General features: G+C 45.6%; 14 protein-coding genes. 12 read left to right on the top strand and 2 right to left on the bottom strand.

Features of this window, described 5'->3' with window-relative positions; all coding sequences use genetic code 11:
- The first annotated feature begins 4 nt into the window (after window positions 1-4).
- From ispG to R7Z10_RS12670, 7 genes are all read left to right on the top strand, one after another.
- Complete coding sequence (ispG, locus tag R7Z10_RS12700) at window positions 5-1,123, top strand: flavodoxin-dependent (E)-4-hydroxy-3-methylbut-2-enyl-diphosphate synthase (protein ID WP_005381699.1); 1,119 nt, start codon at window positions 5-7, stop codon at window positions 1,121-1,123.
- 26 nt (window positions 1,124-1,149) lie between these two features.
- A complete protein-coding gene (gene hisS, locus R7Z10_RS12695) occupies window positions 1,150-2,418 on the top strand; it encodes a histidine--tRNA ligase (RefSeq protein ID WP_005381698.1) in 1,269 nt (422 codons plus the stop codon).
- Between the two features lie 126 nt (window positions 2,419-2,544).
- Window positions 2,545-3,159, top strand: a complete 615-nt coding sequence (locus R7Z10_RS12690; protein ID WP_005381697.1) for a YfgM family protein — start codon at window positions 2,545-2,547, stop codon at window positions 3,157-3,159.
- A gap of 12 nt (window positions 3,160-3,171) precedes the next feature.
- Window positions 3,172-4,332, top strand: coding sequence for an outer membrane protein assembly factor BamB (gene bamB / locus R7Z10_RS12685; protein WP_318104977.1), 1,161 nt, complete (start codon window positions 3,172-3,174; stop codon window positions 4,330-4,332).
- Window positions 4,333-4,499: 167 nt separating this feature from the next.
- Complete coding sequence (gene der / locus R7Z10_RS12680) at window positions 4,500-5,996, top strand: ribosome biogenesis GTPase Der (protein ID WP_005381694.1); 1,497 nt, start codon at window positions 4,500-4,502, stop codon at window positions 5,994-5,996.
- 59 nt (window positions 5,997-6,055) lie between these two features.
- Entirely contained in the window at window positions 6,056-6,931 is an 876-nt protein-coding gene (locus R7Z10_RS12675) for a metal-dependent hydrolase (protein ID WP_031777263.1), read from the top strand.
- Between the two features lie 309 nt (window positions 6,932-7,240).
- Window positions 7,241-7,465, top strand: coding sequence for a zinc ribbon domain-containing protein (locus tag R7Z10_RS12670; RefSeq protein ID WP_318104975.1), 225 nt, complete (start codon window positions 7,241-7,243; stop codon window positions 7,463-7,465).
- 13 nt (window positions 7,466-7,478) lie between these two features.
- Here R7Z10_RS12670 and xseA read toward each other — a convergent pair whose 3' ends face one another.
- Complete coding sequence (gene xseA / locus R7Z10_RS12665; RefSeq protein ID WP_005381689.1) at window positions 7,479-8,810, bottom strand: exodeoxyribonuclease VII large subunit; 1,332 nt, start codon at window positions 8,808-8,810, stop codon at window positions 7,479-7,481.
- 231 nt (window positions 8,811-9,041) lie between these two features.
- Between xseA and guaB the strand changes: the two genes are divergently transcribed.
- The 5 genes from guaB to R7Z10_RS12640 all read left to right on the top strand — a co-directional run bounded on the left by guaB (window position 9,042) and on the right by R7Z10_RS12640 (window position 16,518).
- Complete coding sequence (gene guaB / locus R7Z10_RS12660; RefSeq protein ID WP_005391524.1) at window positions 9,042-10,508, top strand: IMP dehydrogenase; 1,467 nt, start codon at window positions 9,042-9,044, stop codon at window positions 10,506-10,508.
- 99 nt (window positions 10,509-10,607) lie between these two features.
- Window positions 10,608-12,161: a glutamine-hydrolyzing GMP synthase gene (gene guaA, locus R7Z10_RS12655; RefSeq protein ID WP_005383721.1), complete on the top strand. Its 1,554-nt coding sequence runs from the start codon at window positions 10,608-10,610 to the stop codon at window positions 12,159-12,161.
- Window positions 12,162-12,326: 165 nt separating this feature from the next.
- Entirely contained in the window at window positions 12,327-13,850 is a 1,524-nt protein-coding gene (locus R7Z10_RS12650; protein ID WP_318104974.1) for a Na+/H+ antiporter NhaC family protein, read from the top strand.
- Window positions 13,851-14,062: 212 nt separating this feature from the next.
- Window positions 14,063-15,745, top strand: a complete 1,683-nt coding sequence (locus tag R7Z10_RS12645) for a chitinase (protein WP_301875859.1) — start codon at window positions 14,063-14,065, stop codon at window positions 15,743-15,745.
- A 182-nt stretch (window positions 15,746-15,927) separates the two neighbouring features.
- Window positions 15,928-16,518 carry a GPR1/FUN34/YaaH family transporter gene (locus tag R7Z10_RS12640; protein WP_005381682.1) on the top strand — a complete coding sequence of 197 codons (591 nt, stop codon included), beginning with the start codon at window positions 15,928-15,930 and terminating at the stop codon, window positions 16,516-16,518.
- Window positions 16,519-16,618: 100 nt separating this feature from the next.
- On the opposite strand, the gene R7Z10_RS12635 is transcribed toward R7Z10_RS12640, so the two are convergent.
- Window positions 16,619-18,166 carry a sodium:alanine symporter family protein gene (locus R7Z10_RS12635; protein ID WP_005381681.1) on the bottom strand — a complete coding sequence of 516 codons (1,548 nt, stop codon included), beginning with the start codon at window positions 18,164-18,166 and terminating at the stop codon, window positions 16,619-16,621.
- Window positions 18,167-18,455: the final 289 nt, after the last annotated feature.

The raw sequence follows: 18,455 nt of genomic DNA, 5'->3' as shown, positions 1-18,455 counted from the left end.
AATTATGCAACACGAATCTCCAATTATTCGTCGTAAATCGACGCGTATTTATGTGGGTGATGTGCCAATTGGTGATGGTGCGCCAATTGCAGTACAGTCAATGACTAACACTCGCACGACTGACGTAGAAGCGACAGTCGCTCAAATCCGAGCACTAGAAAAAGTCGGCGCAGATATCGTTCGAGTTTCTGTGCCTACGATGGACGCAGCAGAAGCTTTCAAACTGATTAAACAGCAAGTTTCTGTACCATTAGTGGCTGATATTCATTTCGACTATCGTATCGCGCTGAAAGTTGCGGAGTACGGAGTTGACTGTTTACGTATCAACCCAGGTAACATCGGCAATGAAGAGCGCATTCGCGCTGTTGTTGATTGCGCTCGCGATAAAAACATCCCGATCCGTATTGGTGTCAATGGTGGATCTTTGGAAAAAGACCTACAGATGAAATACGGTGAGCCAACGCCAGAAGCCTTGGTTGAATCGGCGATGCGTCACGTAGACCATCTCGATCGTCTTAACTTTGACCAATTTAAAGTTAGCGTGAAAGCTTCAGACGTTTTTCTTGCGGTGGATTCATATCGTCTGCTGGCGAAGAAAATCGATCAGCCTCTTCATTTAGGTATCACAGAGGCGGGTGGTGCTCGAGCTGGCGCTGTTAAGTCATCTGTTGGCTTAGGTATGCTGTTATCTGAAGGGATAGGCGATACGCTGCGTATCTCTTTGGCTGCCGATCCAGTTGAAGAAATCAAAGTCGGTTTCGACATCCTTAAATCTCTGCGCATTCGCTCTCGAGGCATCAACTTTATTGCGTGCCCAAGCTGCTCACGCCAAGAATTCGATGTGATTGGTACGGTGAATGCACTGGAGCAACGTTTAGAAGACATCATCACGCCAATGGATGTGTCTATCATCGGTTGTGTGGTAAACGGCCCTGGTGAAGCAGAAGTTTCTCACTTAGGTCTAGCAGGTAGTAACAAGAAGAGCGCATTCTACGAAGATGGTAAACGCCAGAAAGAGCGCTTTGATAACGATGACCTTGTGAATAAGCTAGAAGCTAAGATCCGTGCGAAAGCAGCTATGATGAATGGCGAAAACCGCATCGAAGTTAAAGTACAAGATTAATCTCAACGAGAATTACGGTAAGTATTGTGGCAAAAACAATTCAAGCAATTCGAGGCATGAACGATTGCCTCCCAACTCAGTCGCCACTGTGGCAAAAATTAGAAAACACAGTGAAAAATGTAATTAGCGCATACGGTTATAACGAAGTGCGCATGCCAATCGTTGAAGAAACAAACCTATTCAGCCGCGCTGTTGGTGAAGAAACAGACGTCGTTTCAAAAGAAATGTACACCTTTGATGACCGTAACGGCGACAGCCTAACACTTCGCCCTGAAGGTACGGCGGGTTGTGTACGTTCATGTATCCAAAACAGCCTGATCAACCGTGATGAACAGCGTCTGTGGTACATGGGACCTATGTTCCGCCATGAACGTCCGCAGAAAGGTCGTTACCGTCAATTCCACCAGTGTGGTGTTGAGGTGTTTGGTCTAAATGGTCCAGATGTTGATGCAGAGCTTATCATGATGACGGCGCGTTTATGGCGTGAGCTAGGTATCAATGAACATGTCCGTCTTGAGCTGAACTCTATCGGTTCTCAAGAAGACCGCGCAGACTACCGTACTGCACTGGTTGCATTCCTTGAGCAACATATTGATGTGCTAGACGAAGATTGTAAGCGTCGCATGCACACGAACCCATTGCGTGTTCTGGATACGAAGAACCCAGACGTTCAAGCTATTTTAGGTGATGCGCCTCGCCTTTCAGATTACTTGGGTGAAGAATCTAAAGCACACTTCGCAGGTCTATGTGAACTTTTAGACGCCGCAGGTATCAAATACACAGTTAACGAACGTCTAGTTCGTGGTCTGGATTACTACAATCGCACGGTATTTGAGTGGATCACTGAGAGCCTAGGTGCTCAAGGCACTGTATGTGGTGGTGGTCGTTACGATGGCCTTGTAGAGCAATTAGGTGGTAAACCAACACCAGCGGTTGGCTTTGCAATGGGCCTAGAGCGTCTAGTACTGATGCTAGAAACGTTGGAACTGACAGACGTTCGTCGCAGTGTTGACGTGTACGTAGTCACAGCGGGTGAAGGCACCATGATGGCAGGAATGAAGCTAGCAGAACAGCTTCGCGAGTCTGTTCCAGGCGTTCGTGTGATGAATCACTTCGGTGGCGGTAACTTCAAGAAACAGTTTAAACGCGCAGACAAAGTTGGTGCTGTTGTAGCATTAGTTCTGGGTGAAAACGAAGTTGCGGATAATACCGTAGTACTGAAAGACTTGGCTGGTGGTGAGCAAGAGACTTACAACCAAGCAGAAGTTGCAGAAAAGATCGCAGCACTGATTTAAGTCTTTTAGTAATCTAACAAAATTACATCCTAGTTCGTAAGCTAAGGCTCCCAAATGTGGAGCCTTTAAACGAAATAGGAACAATGGCAGCTAAGCTGCCATTTACATGTTTTAAGAGGACAGGAAGTGGAACTTTACGATACTGAAGAACAACAAGTTGAAGCCATTAAAGACTGGTGGAAGGAAAACGGCAAAGCCGTCATCATCGGTGCGGTTGTTGGTTTAGGTGGTCTATTCGGCTGGCGTTACTACCAGGATTCTGTGATTCAGGCGAGTGAAGCAGCTTCTCAAAGCTACACGACAGCAATGAATGCTTTGCAAGACAAAGGCACTGATGCTCAAGCTGACGTGAAAGCTTTCATTGAGTCAAATGAAGTAAAAGAATATTCAGTATTGGCTGCGCTACAACTTGCTAAAGCACAAGTTGAAGCTCAAGACCTTTCTGCTGCATTGGAGCAACTGAAGTGGGCGCAAAGCAACACTCAAGATGCTGCGTTGTTACCATTGATTAGTTACCGCATTGCGCGTATTGAGACGGAAATGGGTAACTTCGACGCTGCAACGGCAGAGCTAAGTAACGTCACTGATACAGCATGGACAGGTCGTATTGCTGAACTTCGTGGCGATATTGCGATTCGCCAAGGTGACAAAGATGCTGCGTACGCTGCGTATACTGAAGCTCAGCAAGCGGCAGATGCAAGCCCGACACTACAAATGAAATTGGACGATCTGGCGAAATAAGGACCGCATTGGATGAAAAGAGTCTTTAAGAAAGCCTTGCTAGGGGCGTTAACAATGGGAGTACTTGCCGGTTGTGCAGGTGAGAGAGACACCATTGTAATGGCGCCACTACCTCAGGTAGACAGTCAGTTTACAACCAGTAGTGAGTGGAGCACATCGGTTGGCGATGGTGTTGGTCATTACTTTTCAAAACTATCCCCTGTATTTGCGAATGATACATTGTTCGTGGCAAGTCGTGATGGCTTAGTAAAAGCGCTGGATCCTGAGAATGGTAAACAACGTTGGCAAACGGACCTAGAAGAAGATGTCATTGCTCGTCTCTCTGGTGGTATCACAGCGGCATACGGAAACCTTTACATTGGCTCTGAGAATGGTGAAGTCATCTCTCTTGACCAAGAAACAGGTGAAATTGTTTGGCGTGTAAAAGTTGGTGGTGAGGTACTGGCGAAGCCAGTTGCAGATTCAGGCCTTATTATCATCAATACTAGCCGAGGCATGTTGATTGCCCTTAATGAGAGTACAGGTGAGCAACGCTGGGCATTGAGCACAGAAGTGCCGAACTTAACTTTACGTGGCGACAGTACTCCGACTGCAATTGGCGGCGGTGTATTTTGGGGAACGGCAAATGGCCGACTCGCAGCTGCTATCGTTGAGCGTGGTCAGTTGATTTGGCAACAGCCTGTTGGTACGCCAAAAGGCGCGACAGAAATTGATCGTTTGGTTGACGTTGATTCATCGCCAATTGTGCTAGGCGGTACTCTTTTCACCATTGGATACAATGGTCAACTTATCGCCATTGACTTGCGTTCAGCGAACCCGATTTGGAAGCGTAATTACTCATCTGCGACAGACATTTCTACAGATGGTAGTCGCATCTTTGTGATAACGGAAAAAGATCATGTTGTTGCCGTTGATTCACGAAGCGGGACTGAGTTGTGGGAAAACAGCTTGCTTGAGCACCGACAACTTACAGCGCCAGTTATTGTTGGCAATTATCTCGTTGTCGGTGACACGCTTGGTTACCTTCACTGGATGGATCGTTCAACGGGCGAATTTGTTGCGCAGCAGTTTGTCGATGATAGCGGCTTGGCTGTTGGCCCGACGTTATTGTCGGATGGTTATGTGATTACAACTCGCAACGGCGATGTAAAGAAACTAACCATTAACGAATAATATCGTGATATAATTCACATTCGGCTCCTGGCTGGTGACAGCTAGGAGCCGTTTTGTTGTTTGAATTTATTAACCCTGACGTGGTTATAGGTAAAAAGCTGGTTTGATTTGGCATCGAGCAAGTCGTTACCTATAACTACAGAAGAAAGATTATTGTAGAGGTTGTTATGGTACCTGTTGTAGCTCTAGTAGGGCGTCCGAACGTAGGTAAATCTACACTATTTAACCGATTGACTCGCACTCGTGACGCGTTGGTTGCGGACTTTCCAGGCCTAACGCGAGACCGTAAATATGGCCAGGCGAGACTTGGTGAAGAGCACGAATTCATTGTGATTGATACTGGTGGTATCGATGGCACAGAAGAAGGCGTGGAAACAAAGATGGCAGAACAGTCATTAGCCGCGATTGATGAGGCTGATGTTGTATTGTTCCTTGTTGACGGTCGTGCTGGTCTGACACCTTCAGATGAAGCAATTGCTGCTCATCTGCGTAAAATTGAAAAGCCAGCGATGCTGGTAGTAAACAAAATCGATGGTATTGATGCCGATGCGGCGTGTGCTGACTTTTGGCAGCTCGGCGTGGATGATATGTACCAGATTGCGGCCGCTCATGGCCGTGGTGTGACCGCTTTGCTTGAGCGTGCTTTATCTCCATTCTTTGATGATCTACTAACAAGTGAGTCTGAAGACGGTGAGATTGAAGACCTGACTGGATTCGAAGACGAAGAGCCTCTTGTTGAAGATTACACTGAAGAAGACGCAGAAGCAGAGTTCAAACGCCTTCAAGAGCAGCCGATTAAGTTGGCGATCATCGGTCGTCCTAACGTAGGTAAATCGACACTGACTAACCGTATTCTGGGTGAAGAACGTGTGGTTGTATACGATATGCCTGGTACGACGCGTGATTCTATCTATATCCCGATGGAGCGTGATGGACGCGAATACGTACTAATTGATACCGCAGGTGTTCGTCGTCGTGGTCGTATCAATGAAACGGTTGAAAAGTTCTCTGTTGTTAAGACGCTGAAAGCGGTAGAAGATGCAAACGTCGTTCTACTGGTGATTGATGCACGTGAAAATATTTCAGACCAAGACCTAAGCTTGCTTGGTTTTGCACTGAATGCTGGCCGCTCAATTGTCATCGCCGTTAACAAGTGGGATGGTCTAGACAGTGACGTGAAAGAAAGTGTGAAGAAAGAACTGGACCGCCGTCTAGGATTCGTCGACTTCGCGCGTATCCACTTTATCTCTGCGCTGCACGGTACTGGCGTTGGTCATTTGTTTGAATCTATCCAAGAAGCATATAACTCGGCGACAACGCGTGTGGGTACGTCAGTACTGACGCGTATCATGAAGATGGCAGTGGATGATCACCAGCCGCCAATGGTTCGTGGTCGTCGTATCAAACTCAAATACGCACACGCAGGTGGTTACAACCCACCGATCGTTGTTATCCACGGTAACATGGTTCGTGAATTGCCAGATTCGTATAAACGTTATCTGATGAACTACTTCCGTAAGTCTCTGGAAATTATGGGAACACCGATTCGCATTAACTTCCACAACAGTGATAACCCATACGAGAACCGTACGAATAAGCTTACGCTATCACAAGAGCGTAAACGCAAACGTATGATGTCGATGGTGAAAAACCGCAATAAATAATGAAATTCGAATACCCAAGTTTCTACTTGGGTATTTTTTTATCAAAAGTAATCGTAAAAATGACTATCACAGCAACAAAGACTCGTTTTTGTCATCAAACATGGCAATTAGAAGCACAAATACAGCTCGTTCAATCTACGGAAGAAGTGACTTACGTTATTACAGATGTCACGCCGTTCCATCCCGTTAGTCACATATGGCCGGATCACCCTGCAGACAAAGGAACGTTGAAGGTGAATGGGGCTGAGCATGACGTAGTAGATTGCCAAGTTGGAGCAGTGGAGCAGGAGAGTGGTGCTTTGTATGTGGGTAGTGACATCCCTGTAAAGCGTGATGCTGAAGGTTGGGTGTTTGTCGTCGTGCATGTTTTATCACGTACGGAATCATTTGCAATTAATGACTTGGTAACATTAGCGGTAGATAAAGACTATCAAAATGCTTTGAGTCGAGGCCACACTGCAGGACACTTAGCGTATTTGGCGTTGAATAAAGTACTATCGGAAGACTATTGGCGAAAAGACGCAGACCGCAAAGACCCACATGGTTATTATGACTTTAATAGCTATGCGCAAGTTACTAGTTATGTCACTCCAGACAAGTGCCTCGATACGTACCGTTTAGGCAAAACACTCCGTAAAAGAGGATTAAACAGTGCAGATATGCTGAATGACCTCCAGGCGATTGCAGAAAAAGTGAATGGCCAACTGGTTGAATGGCTTCAAAGAGATGCGATGATCACCATGGAATGCCACGGCGATAGATTAACGGATTCTCGCTATTGGAAGTGCGATTTAGGGGAAGGTCAATTAGCGGTAATCCCTTGTGGTGGAACGCATGCGAGCCATTTAAATGAGTTTGCTTTTATCCAAGTTAAACTCGTTAAGCTCGACGCTCAAACTATCGAAATGCACACCAATGTAAACACTGCTTTTTGAATAAGATCTTTTTATTAAATTCTGATTTTTCGTTTACTTAAATCTCTCTAGGGTTTTTTATTCTGTCTTAAATTGGAATGCAGAATATGTAACTTATGCTTTCGGTGTGTGGTTATATAAATATTCTTTTAAGGGGTGATCGCTGATCAAGGAGTAAATATCAGACGATCAGTATAAGATCCTACGTATCAAGTATGGTTAACGCCTCGTGAAACTTGTTGGGGCGGTGATGAAGATCAACATACTTGTTCGTTATTTTGAGTAGCATGCGTTACTCGAAATTGCTTAGTTTAGAGAGAGGAACGGGATATGCAGCAGAACATTTGCCCGACTTGCAATGTCGAACTGGAATGGACAGGACAATACCATTGTGCACAGTGTGAATCGGATTTTAAAAAGGTAGGTTTTTGCCCTGATTGTGAGGCGGAGCTGGAGAAGCTGCAAGCATGCGGTGCTGCGAGTTACTTTTGTAATTTGTGTAATGAACTCAAATCAAAATCACGTGTCCGATTTGAGTTCCAGAAAGTCAGTTAACCAGAGTTTGTATTCAGTTAACGGTAGAACGAACGTCGCCTTCGGCTAACCGGGTAATCAATACATCTCCCGACTTTACATCTGAAGATTGCGTAATTACTTTACCTTGCTCAGTTTGAGTAATTGAGTAACCTCGTTTCAATGTCGCTAGTGGGCTGACGGTGTCTAACTTCTCTGCAGCAATCGCGAGTTGATGGCGCATAGTCAGTAACTTGCGATCCATTGCATCCATGAGCTTTTGCTCAACACGTTCTAGCTTCGACTTCTGCTCGGCAAGGCGTGTTACAGGAGAATTTAATTGCAGCCGATAATGTTGACGCTCGATTCGCTGTTGACGCAAGGCAATAAAACGACTCATCGCTCGCTGTAAGCGCATGTCCAACTCATCTAACTGTTGCGTCTGACGCTGCAAGCGATAGCTTGGGTGCTGTCTCTCTAGACGGTGCACTAATTGCGCAGATTGCTGCTTTTGTTGTGCTAGGTAGTAACGCATCGCGCTCGCTAACTTATGCTGGCGGGTAACTAAAGCTTGATCTTTGTGGCTGTTATCACGGCTTACTAGCTCAGCTGCTGCTGATGGAGTAGGCGCGCGTACGTCGGCGACAAAATCAGCTATTGTCACGTCGACTTCATGTCCAACGGCGCTAATAATAGGAATTTGGCTTGCTGCAATCGTGCGAGCTAATATCTCGTTGTTAAAGCACCATAAGTCTTCCAATGAACCACCACCTCGGCCCACAATTAGCACATCACATTCATCACGGCTGTTAGCGCGACCAATGGCTTGTGCGATTTGAATGGCTGCATCTTCACCTTGTACCACTGTCGGATAAATCACAACGGGTAGGGAAGGATCACGACGTTTCAATACGTCTAAGATATCGTAAAGCGCGGCACCAGTTTTCGATGTGATGACGCCAACACGTTTTGGGTGTTCAGGCAAAGGTTGCTTATTGGTTTGAGCGAACAACCCTTCTGCGGCAAGCTTCATTTTCAGCTCTTCAAACTCTTGCTGAAGACGGCCGTCACCTTCCGGTTGCATGCTTTCGATGATCAATTGGTAGTCACCGCGAGGCTCATAAAGAGAAAGACGAGCTTTTACTAGGACTTGATTACCGTTAGCGGGTTTGAAAGTAACGCGGCGATTGTTACCACGAAACATGGCACATTTAACTTGAGCGCGAGAGTCTTTAAGAGTGAGGTACCAGTGACCAGAGACAGGAGCTGAAAAGTTGGATATCTCTCCGACGAGCCAAACGATCCCCATTTCGTTTTCAAGGAGTAAACGAACTTCTGCGTTGAGACGAGAAACAGTAAAGATGTTTTGATTGGTCTTGGAGAGCACAGCTAATCTCTTAGACGTGAGTATGGAAATTAGCGGCAATATAATACATAGCAAGGGGGTAATTGCAAGAAAAAAATTAAAAAATTTGTGGTCAAGCGATTGCGTTAACCGTATAATCCCTCCGCAATATCTAATCCAAATGTAGCTTGTTGCTAACACAGATTACCCTCATTATGCGAAACGATGAGATTGGATTGTTCTTTTTACTCCTCTAATTGTGAGATATTGCAAATGCTAAGAATTGCCAAAGAAGCGCTGACATTCGATGACGTACTACTTGTGCCAGCACACTCCACCGTTCTCCCAAACACAGCTGATCTTCGCACTCAGCTAACTAAGAACATCACCCTAAACATCCCAATGATTTCAGCGTCTATGGACACTGTTACTGAAGCTCGTCTAGCGATCGCGCTAGCGCAAGAGGGTGGCATTGGCTTTATCCACAAGAACATGTCTATTGAGCAGCAGGCAGCCGAAGTTCGTAAAGTTAAGAAGTTCGAAGCTGGTATGGTGACTGACGCGGTTACAGTAAACCCTGACGCGACCATCGCTGATGTTGTTGCACTCACTGAAAAGCATGGTTTTGCAGGTTTCCCTGTTGTCACTGAGAGCAATGAGCTTGTTGGTATTATCACTGGTCGTGACGTTCGTTTTGTGACGGACCTTTCTAAGAAAGTATCTTCAGTAATGACGCCAAAAGAGAAGTTGGCAGCGGTTAAAGAAGGTGCAACACGAGAAGAAGTGCAAGAGAAAATGCACGAAGCTCGCGTAGAGAAAGTATTGGTTGTGAATGATGAGTTCCAACTAACCGGTATGATTACTGCGAAAGACTTCCACAAAGCAGAACGTAAACCAAACGCATGTAAAGATGAGCGTGGTCGTCTACGTGTTGGCGCAGCAGTTGGTGCTGGTGCTGGTAACGAAGAGCGAGTTGCTGCACTAGTTGAAGCTGGCGTTGACGTTCTACTTATCGACTCTTCACACGGTCATTCTGAAGGTGTTCTAAGCCGCATCCGCGAAACTCGCGCTGCTTACCCAGATCTAGACATCATCGGTGGTAACGTAGCAACAGGTGCTGGTGCTAAAGCACTAATCGAAGCTGGCGTAAGCGCAGTGAAAGTGGGTATCGGCCCTGGTTCTATCTGTACAACTCGTATTGTAACGGGTGTGGGAGTTCCACAAATCACTGCAATCGCAGATGCGGCAGAAGTGGCTAATGATTATGGTATTCCGGTTATTGCTGACGGTGGTATCCGTTTCTCAGGTGATATCTGTAAAGCAATCGTAGCTGGCGCATCATGTGTGATGGTTGGTTCTATGTTTGCTGGTACTGAAGAAGCGCCGGGTGAAGTGATTCTATACAATGGCCGTTCTTACAAGTCTTACCGCGGCATGGGTTCTCTTGGTGCTATGTCTCAAGGTTCTTCTGACCGTTACTTCCAGTCTGACAACGCAGCGGACAAGCTAGTACCAGAAGGCATTGAAGGTCGTATCGCATACAAAGGCCGTCTAAAAGAGATCGTACACCAACAAATGGGTGGTCTACGTTCAAGCATGGGTCTAACTGGTTCTGCAACTATCGAAGATATGCGTACGAAAGCTGAATTTGTACGTATCTCTGGTGCAGGTATGCAAGAGTCTCATGTACACGATGTTCAAATTACTAAGGAAGCGCCGAACTACCGTCTAGGGAACTAATTACCCAACGGAAACGTTTGCTTTTTCCTTGAAGCATTAAGAAGAGGCGAGTACACTCGCCTCGGTTTTAATCACTTAGCCTTAAAAAGACTGCTCAAAATGACTAAAAATATCCATGACCAACGTATTCTGATCTTGGACTTCGGTTCTCAGTACACTCAATTAGTAGCACGCCGCGTACGTGAAATCGGCGTTTACTGTGAACTATGGAGCTGGGATGTAGAAGAAGCGGATATTCGCGAATTCAACCCAGATGGCATTATCCTATCTGGCGGTCCAGAAAGCGTAACGGAAGAGAACTCTCCACGCGCGCCTCAATATGTGTTTGATTCTGGTGTTCCTTTGCTTGGCGTATGTTACGGCATGCAAACCATGGCGGAACAGCTAGGAGGCAAAGTAGCGGGCTCTAACGAACGTGAGTTTGGCTACGCTCAGGTTAAAGTTTCTGGTGAATGTGCTCTATTTAAAGACCTTGAAGCAACTCAAGACGTTTGGATGAGCCATGGCGACAAAGTAGTAGAGATCCCAGCCGATTTCGTAAAAGTTGGTGAGACAGACACTTGTCCTTACGCTGCGATGGCGAACGAAGAGAAGAAATACTACGGTGTTCAGTTCCACCCAGAAGTGACACACACAAAAGGTGGCCTACAAATGCTTGAGAACTTTGTTCTTGGCGTATGTGGCTGTGAGCGTCTATGGACTTCGGAATCTATCATCGAAGACGCGGTTGCTCGCATTAAAGAGCAAGTGGGTGACGACGAAGTTATCCTAGGTCTATCTGGTGGTGTTGATTCATCGGTAGTCGCGATGCTGGTTCACCGTGCAATCGGCGACAAGCTAACGTGTGTATTTGTTGATAACGGTTTACTTCGTCTAAACGAAGGTCAACAAGTAATGGATATGTTCGGCGACCAATTTGGTTTGAACATCATCAAAGTTGACGCTGAAGAACGCTTCCTAAAAGCACTTGAAGGCAAGTCTGACCCAGAAGAGAAGCGTAAGACTATCGGTCACGTATTCGTAGATGTATTCGATGAAGAGTCTAAGAAGCTGAAAAACGCGAAATGGCTAGCTCAAGGTACGATTTATCCTGATGTAATCGAGTCAGCTGCATCTAAGACTGGTAAAGCGCACGTGATCAAATCGCACCACAACGTGGGCGGTCTTCCAGATGACATGGAAATGGGTCTTGTTGAGCCACTACGTGAGTTGTTCAAAGATGAAGTACGTAAGATTGGTCTAGAGCTAGGCCTGCCTTATAACATGCTTTACCGCCACCCATTCCCGGGTCCAGGTCTGGGTGTTCGTGTTCTTGGTGAAATCAAGAAAGAGTACTGTGACTTGCTACGTCGTGCTGATGCTATCTTTATTGAAGAGCTTCACGCTGCAGACCTATATGACAAAGTATCTCAAGCGTTCACGGTATTCCTACCAGTTCGTTCTGTTGGTGTAATGGGCGATGGCCGTAAGTACGATTGGGTTGTGTCTCTACGTGCGGTAGAAACCATCGACTTCATGACGGCACACTGGGCGCACCTACCATACGACTTCCTAGGTAAGGTTTCTAACCGTATTATCAACGAAGTTGATGGCATTTCTCGTGTTGTTTACGACATTTCAGGTAAGCCACCAGCGACTATCGAGTGGGAATAATTTTCCTCTAGACAGTTGAGTTTATAAGAACCAGCCTTCGGGCTGGTTTTTTTGTACTTCAAGTTTGTGAAGAGGTGGTTCAACTTTTTTGTGAGAGATATATACATGCGGTTAAATTAAATATATATTCATTTTAGTTGTTTAATTATCATAAATGGTATTGCTATGGAACAGGCTGACGTTACCTCTCTCATTCCCATCCTTATTACTCTTTTCCTCGCGCTGACCACAAGAAATGTCGTTGTTGGTTTATTCGCGGGTGTGGTGAGTGGTGTCGCTATGCTCGAAGGGACATTTGTCGAAAAAGGGCCACTAGACTCGTTTAGTGCATTGATGAAAAGCTATCTACTGCCGCAATTAACTGACAGCTACAATGCGGGCGTCATTTTGCTCTTGGTCTTTATTGGTGGCTTTGTTGCCTTGATGGAGAAATCTGGCGGTGGTGTGGCGTTTGCTAAAAAGGTCACTCAATGGGTGGCTAGTAAATGCCAAGCTCAACTGTCCGCATGGTTCGGTGGTGTTGTTATTTTCTTCTCAGACCTTGGTACACCACTGATTGTTGGCCCTGTTTTTCGCCCTTTATTTGATAAGTTAAAAGTATCACGCCAAAAATTAGCTTTTATTATCGATTCAACTTCCTCTCCGGTCGCAATCTTGATTCCTTTTATCGGATGGGGTGTTTACATCATGGGGTTGATTCAAAAAGAGTTTACTGCCCTGAATGTCAGTATGAGTGACTGGGATGCTTTCATTGGTGCGATCCCGTATCAGTTTTACGCCTTTCTTGCGATCGCGATTGTGCCGATTGTCTCTTTCTTCAAATTAGACTTCGGACCGATGGCGAAGGCTGAACAACTAGCAGAGCAGGGCTCCGACTTTGGGAAAGTGCAGGAGTCCATGAATGTGTTTATGCATAAAAATGCAAAATCCAGTTTTGTATGGGCACCTTTGCTCGTTATGCTGGTGGTTCTATGTACCATTCTGGTGCCACACGGTTTTCCATTTCAAAAAGTAGCAGGCTCAACGTTCAGGGCTGCACTTTCTTCGGCATATTTCTTCGCAGCCTTTACTTTGATTGCGCTGATGGCGTTTTATGGCGTAAGAAAGCTTTCGGATGGTATTCAGGTTTATCTGAAAGGGATGTCAAACATGATGTCAGTGGCGGTGATTCTGGTCTTGGCTTGGGCGCTTAGCTCGGTTGGGAAAGAATTAGGTGCAGCTGCATACATTGCTGAACAAGCTCAAGCCGGTTTCCCTTACTGGTTATTGCCAGCGGTTGCATTTTTACTGGCCGGTATTATCTCGTTCGCTACGGGATCATCTTGGGGGACGTTTGCCATCATGATGCCATTAGTGATCCCAACTGCCATCGCGATTGATGCACCACTGTTGGTTTGTATTGGTGCGGTATTATCTGGTGGCTTGTTTGGCGATCACTGTTCTCCCATCTCTGAAACTACGATTTTGTCGTCGACAGGAGCGGGGTGTGAACAGTATGAGCACTTCCGTACACAATTACCTTACGCATTACTCAATGGAATGATCGCATTGGGGTGTTTTCTTTTAGCTGGAATCAACGCCTCACCAGTGATTGTGCTTGCCGCAATTATTTCTCAGTGTGTGGTTTATTTTGTGCTGTCTAAACAAAAGTCAACCGCGAAGCTAGAGGTGGTTTCGGCAGAACAATAAAGAGAGAAACATCACAAAGCGGAGGCTCACAGGGTCTCCGCTTTTCTTTTGAGTCAAGGTAACATTTTTCTTGTGACAAAATGTGTGTGAGGACCTATTTATTCATTTTGTCTCGCAGAATCAACGTACTTGGCTCGGTGTTTCGTATATATGATCCACTATATGTCTAGTTATTCCTCGTATATTGTATTGTTGAAATCCGGAGACTAGACATGTTTGCACTCAAACATCTTCCTCTTGCATTGAGTTGTGTCTTAGCAGCACAAGTGAATGCGAGTATGAATATTCAGCCCGATCCGCAAAATCCGAATGGTTATGTTATTGCTCGTGGTGACGTTCAAGCCGTAGAGCAAAGCAAAACTTCTGATCCTATGTATGCCATTTGGTCACAAGCATTAGAGACACGCCCGAACTCAGTAGTTGAAGCGATTGTTCCAGGGGCGACAACCAACCCAGAAAACGTGAAGCGTGTAGAGCGTGTATTCCCCGAAAGTGAGTGGGACTTCCTGACTCAAATGGCGGCACCTGAATACACTTACACGCGTTTCCTACGTGCAATTGGTAAGTTCCCTGCATTCTGTGGTGAGTACACAGACGGTCGTGATTCGGATGCAATTTGTAAAAAATCGATCGTGACAGCGTTTGCTCACTTTGCACAAGAAACCGGTGGCCATATTTCGATCGATAACGTATCGGATAATCCGCTAGGGTTGGAAGAGTGGCAGCAAGCTTTGGTTCATGTGCGAGAAATGGGATGGTCTGAAGGGCAAGAAGGTTACACAACAGGTTGTGGTCAAAATGACTGGCAAAACAAACGCTGGCCATGTGAACCTGGACAAGGTTACTTTGGACGTGGTGCAAAACAGCTTTCTTACCATTTTAACTATGGCGCGTTCTCTGAAGTGATGTTTGATGGTGATGCATCTGTATTGCTAAAAAATCCAGGCTTGGTTGCGGATTCGTGGCTGAACTTAGCATCGGCTATCTGGTTCTTCCTAACCCCACAAGCACCGAAACCTGCAATGCTACATGTGATTGACCGTACTTGGGTGCCTTCACAGCGTGAGCTTGATGCTGGCATTGGTTACGGCTTTGGTACCACCATCAACGTGATCAATGGTGGTATTGAGTGTGGGGAGCAAAACAAAGATAAAGGTCAACCTGTTAACCGTATTCGCTATTGGGAAGGACTTGCCGCTCATTATCAAATTCCAATTGAAGCCGATGAGACCAATACCTGTTGGCAGCAGACGCCTTACGGCAGCTTAAATCTGAATGGTGCGACAGACGTGTTGTACACCAACTGGGATGGAGACTGGAAATACTACTCAGATCGTCCGGGAGGCCACTCTTTTGAATGTGAACTTGTTGGTTTCCAAACGGCTTACTCTGCGCTAGTTGCAGGTGATTATGAGAAATGTGTAACTAACTTCTACCAATCTCATGCGGGTTGGCCAGAAGTTCGTGTAGTTGACAAGTTAGACCCAGTGGATCCGGTTGAGCCGCCTGTAGGTGGTGTGGCAGCTTGGGATTCTGGCAAAGTATATAACACGGGTGATCAAGTTTCTTACCAAGGTGCTGTTTACGAAGCGAAATGGTGGTCACAAGGTAATGAGCCAACGAAAGGAGACCCTTGGAAGCTGGTTTCAGGCACTCCTACGGAGCCGCCTACAACGGAACCTGAACCACCGGTGACTGAGCCAGAGCCGCCAGTAACCGAGCCAGAACCACCAGTGACAGGCAATTTTATTCAGTGGGAGCCGGGTGTAACGCAAGTCGCTAACGGCGATAAAGTGACGTACCAAAACAAATGTTTTGTTGCGAAAAATGGCCCAGGAGTGTGGGAAAGCCCAACGCAAAGCAACTGGTTCTGGGACGAGATTTCTTGTCAGTGATCGAGTAAAAAACAACCTAACCATCTATAAAGACTCTGCTTTTTTGCAGGGTCTTTTTTTATATATGTAGTGGTTTATTTATGGAATCTAAGTTTTCAATAACAGCTTTTCTCTTTTGTTCTGGAGCCCATTAAAATTCGCGCGCATTTTTTATCAACATTTTTGAAAAAAGGTATTTGTACATGTCGACAAAACTGGCTAACCCAGCACCGCTAGGTCTTATGGGTTTCGGTATGACCACTATTCTGCTCAATATTCATAATGCAGGATTTTTCCCAATTGACTCTATGATTCTAGCGATGGGCATCTTTTACGGTGGCCTTAGCCAAGTAATCGTTGGCATCATGTGCTTTAAACGCGGTGATACATTCGGCACAACTGCGTTTACTTCTTACGGTCTATTTTGGCTAACATTGGTTGGTCTAATCGTAATGCCTCACATGGGTCTTCCTGCAAGCCCTGCAAGCTTTATGGGTTGGTACCTAGCGCTTTGGGGCATCTTCACTGGTTTCATGTTCATTGGTTCTCTATGTTACCCAACAGCGAAGCAAGTGGTATTTGGCTCTCTAACTATCCTGTTCTTCTTGCTTGCTGCTCGTGATTTCACTGGTAGCGAAGTGATCGGTGCTATCGCTGGCTTCGAGGGTATCTTCTGTGGCGCAAGTGCAATTTACTTCGCAATGGCACAAGTACTGAACAACGAATTTGGTCGTGAAGTGTTACCTGTAGGTAAAGCAAAAATCGCTCGTAAAGTTGAAGCGGTTATCGCCTAAGCTGCTACTCATAATGAAGAAAGGGGGATTAACCATTGGTTAATCCCCCTTTTTTATGTCCTCAATCGGACCACTGCTTTTTCTTATTTATGTGATAACGCTATGTTGATGGTTGCTCAACAGTTTCTGCGCTATTGCTGTCTGCCGTTGGTGCTTTACCCGTTTTACGTCGGTACTTATCTTCCCAGTAATCTGCGCCTTTAATGCCCAGTGCAACAGGGTTAAATGTAAAATCGGTCACACCACGTTTTTGTTGCTCTTCGTAGTCGTTCAGTGCTTTGAGTGCAGGCTTCGACATAAAGAAGATGATCAAAATACCGATGATGTTTAGCCACGCCATCAGTCCTACGCCTACATCACCCATCGCCCATGCTAAGTTGGCGGTTTTCACGGTTCCGTAGAACACGGATGAAATAATGATGACTTTCAGAATAAACATCAGTCCATTTACTTTGAACGTACGACGAATGTAAGCAATGTTCGTTTCTGCAATGTAGTAGTAAGCCAGAATGGTCGTAAACGCGAAGAAGAATAGAGCGATTGCGATGAATGGTTTACCCACGCCAGGTAGTGCGCTTTCGATCGCCATCTGTGTAAAAACAGGACCATTTGCACCAATATCCGCTGGTAGGTTTTGAACCAGGAATGTACCTTCAATCGCACCATTTACGTTGTACGCGCCAGTGATAAGAATCATGAACGCGGTTGCTGAACACACAAGTAGTGTATCGATGTAAATAGAGAAAGATTGAACAAGACCTTGCTGAGCTGGGTGATCAACACTCGCTGCTGCTGCTGCGTGAGGACCAGTACCTTGACCTGCTTCGTTGGAGTAGACACCACGTTTTACACCCCAGCCGATTGCTGCACCAACGCCTGCCATTGGTGTGAATGCGTCACCAATGATCATGCCGAAAATGCGTGGAACCTCACCAATGTTTAGAAGGATGATGACAAACGCAGTAATGATGTAAGCTAACGCCATAAATGGCACAACGACTTGGGTAAAGTTCGCGATACGCTTTACGCCACCAAAAATGATGAAAGCCAAAATGACACAAACAACCGTACCAGTGAAAATTTTAGCAAAACTGAAGGTACCAATAGCGGTTTCAATCATGTCACCTGAGCCAAATGCGGCTTCTACTGCGTTACCGATACTGTTCGATTGAACGCCAGGAAGTAGAACACCACAAGCAAAGATGGTCGCGATAGCAAAGATCCAAGCGTACCATTTTTGTCCCATTGCTTTCTCAATATAGTAAGCAGGGCCACCACGGAACTCGCCTTCGTCTTCTTCTTTATAAATTTGTGCAAGTGTTGATTCTGCGTATGCGGTTGCAGCGCCAAAGAAGGCTACGACCCACATCCAGAATACGGCGCCTGGGCCACCGAAACCGATAGCAGCAGCAACACCAGCAATGTTACCTGTACCTACACGGCCAGACAGTGAAACGGCAAGTGCCTGAAATGATGATATCCCTTTTGTTGAACTCTTCCCTGAAAGTAATAAGCGCCACATCTCAAAGAAGTGACGAATTTGTACAAAACGCGTCATGATTGAATAGAACAAACCTGCGCCAAGGCACAAATAGATCAGTACCGGGCTCCAAATAATTCCATTCAGAAAATCAACTAATGACTGCATGAGTATTTTCCCTGTTAGTTGTGTTTGTGGTTGTTTTTCACACAATACATTACCCTTTATGTAATGCAATTGTTAACTTTTTTAGCTACAAATCCTTTGTAGCGTGATGATGAACACAGAATGGAGAGTAGTTGTTAAAATTTGGTTCTTGTTGCTTATTTGCTCCTTTTAGGTAGAAGATTTGCCTTATGATTAATTATGCAGCACATTGTCATTTAAATGTGCTGCGATTTTGATGAGTTAAAAATGCCAGTGGTTATGCATTTTGTGGAGTAAGTGTCTGCCTGTT

The sequence above is a fragment of the Vibrio sp. Vb1018 genome (genome assembly GCF_033338775.1).
In the GTDB taxonomy this organism is placed as follows: Bacteria; Pseudomonadota; Gammaproteobacteria; order Enterobacterales; family Vibrionaceae; genus Vibrio; species Vibrio alginolyticus.
The sequence above is the reverse complement of the archived record's forward strand: the minus strand, read 5'-3'. Positions and strand labels throughout refer to the sequence as shown.

Coding starts and splice junctions, on each gene's coding strand:
- ispG (WP_005381699.1), top strand. CDS start 5: ATGCAACACGAATCTCCAATTATTCGTCGTAAATCGACGCGTATTTAT.
- bamB (WP_318104977.1), top strand. CDS start 3,172: ATGAAAAGAGTCTTTAAGAAAGCCTTGCTAGGGGCGTTAACAATGGGA.
- der (WP_005381694.1), top strand. CDS start 4,500: ATGGTACCTGTTGTAGCTCTAGTAGGGCGTCCGAACGTAGGTAAATCT.
- R7Z10_RS12675 (WP_031777263.1), top strand. CDS start 6,056: ATGACTATCACAGCAACAAAGACTCGTTTTTGTCATCAAACATGGCAA.
- R7Z10_RS12670 (WP_318104975.1), top strand. CDS start 7,241: ATGCAGCAGAACATTTGCCCGACTTGCAATGTCGAACTGGAATGGACA.
- guaB (WP_005391524.1), top strand. CDS start 9,042: ATGCTAAGAATTGCCAAAGAAGCGCTGACATTCGATGACGTACTACTT.
- guaA (WP_005383721.1), top strand. CDS start 10,608: ATGACTAAAAATATCCATGACCAACGTATTCTGATCTTGGACTTCGGT.
- R7Z10_RS12650 (WP_318104974.1), top strand. CDS start 12,327: ATGGAACAGGCTGACGTTACCTCTCTCATTCCCATCCTTATTACTCTT.
- R7Z10_RS12645 (WP_301875859.1), top strand. CDS start 14,063: ATGTTTGCACTCAAACATCTTCCTCTTGCATTGAGTTGTGTCTTAGCA.
- R7Z10_RS12640 (WP_005381682.1), top strand. CDS start 15,928: ATGTCGACAAAACTGGCTAACCCAGCACCGCTAGGTCTTATGGGTTTC.
- R7Z10_RS12635 (WP_005381681.1), bottom strand. CDS start 18,166: ATGCAGTCATTAGTTGATTTTCTGAATGGAATTATTTGGAGCCCGGTA.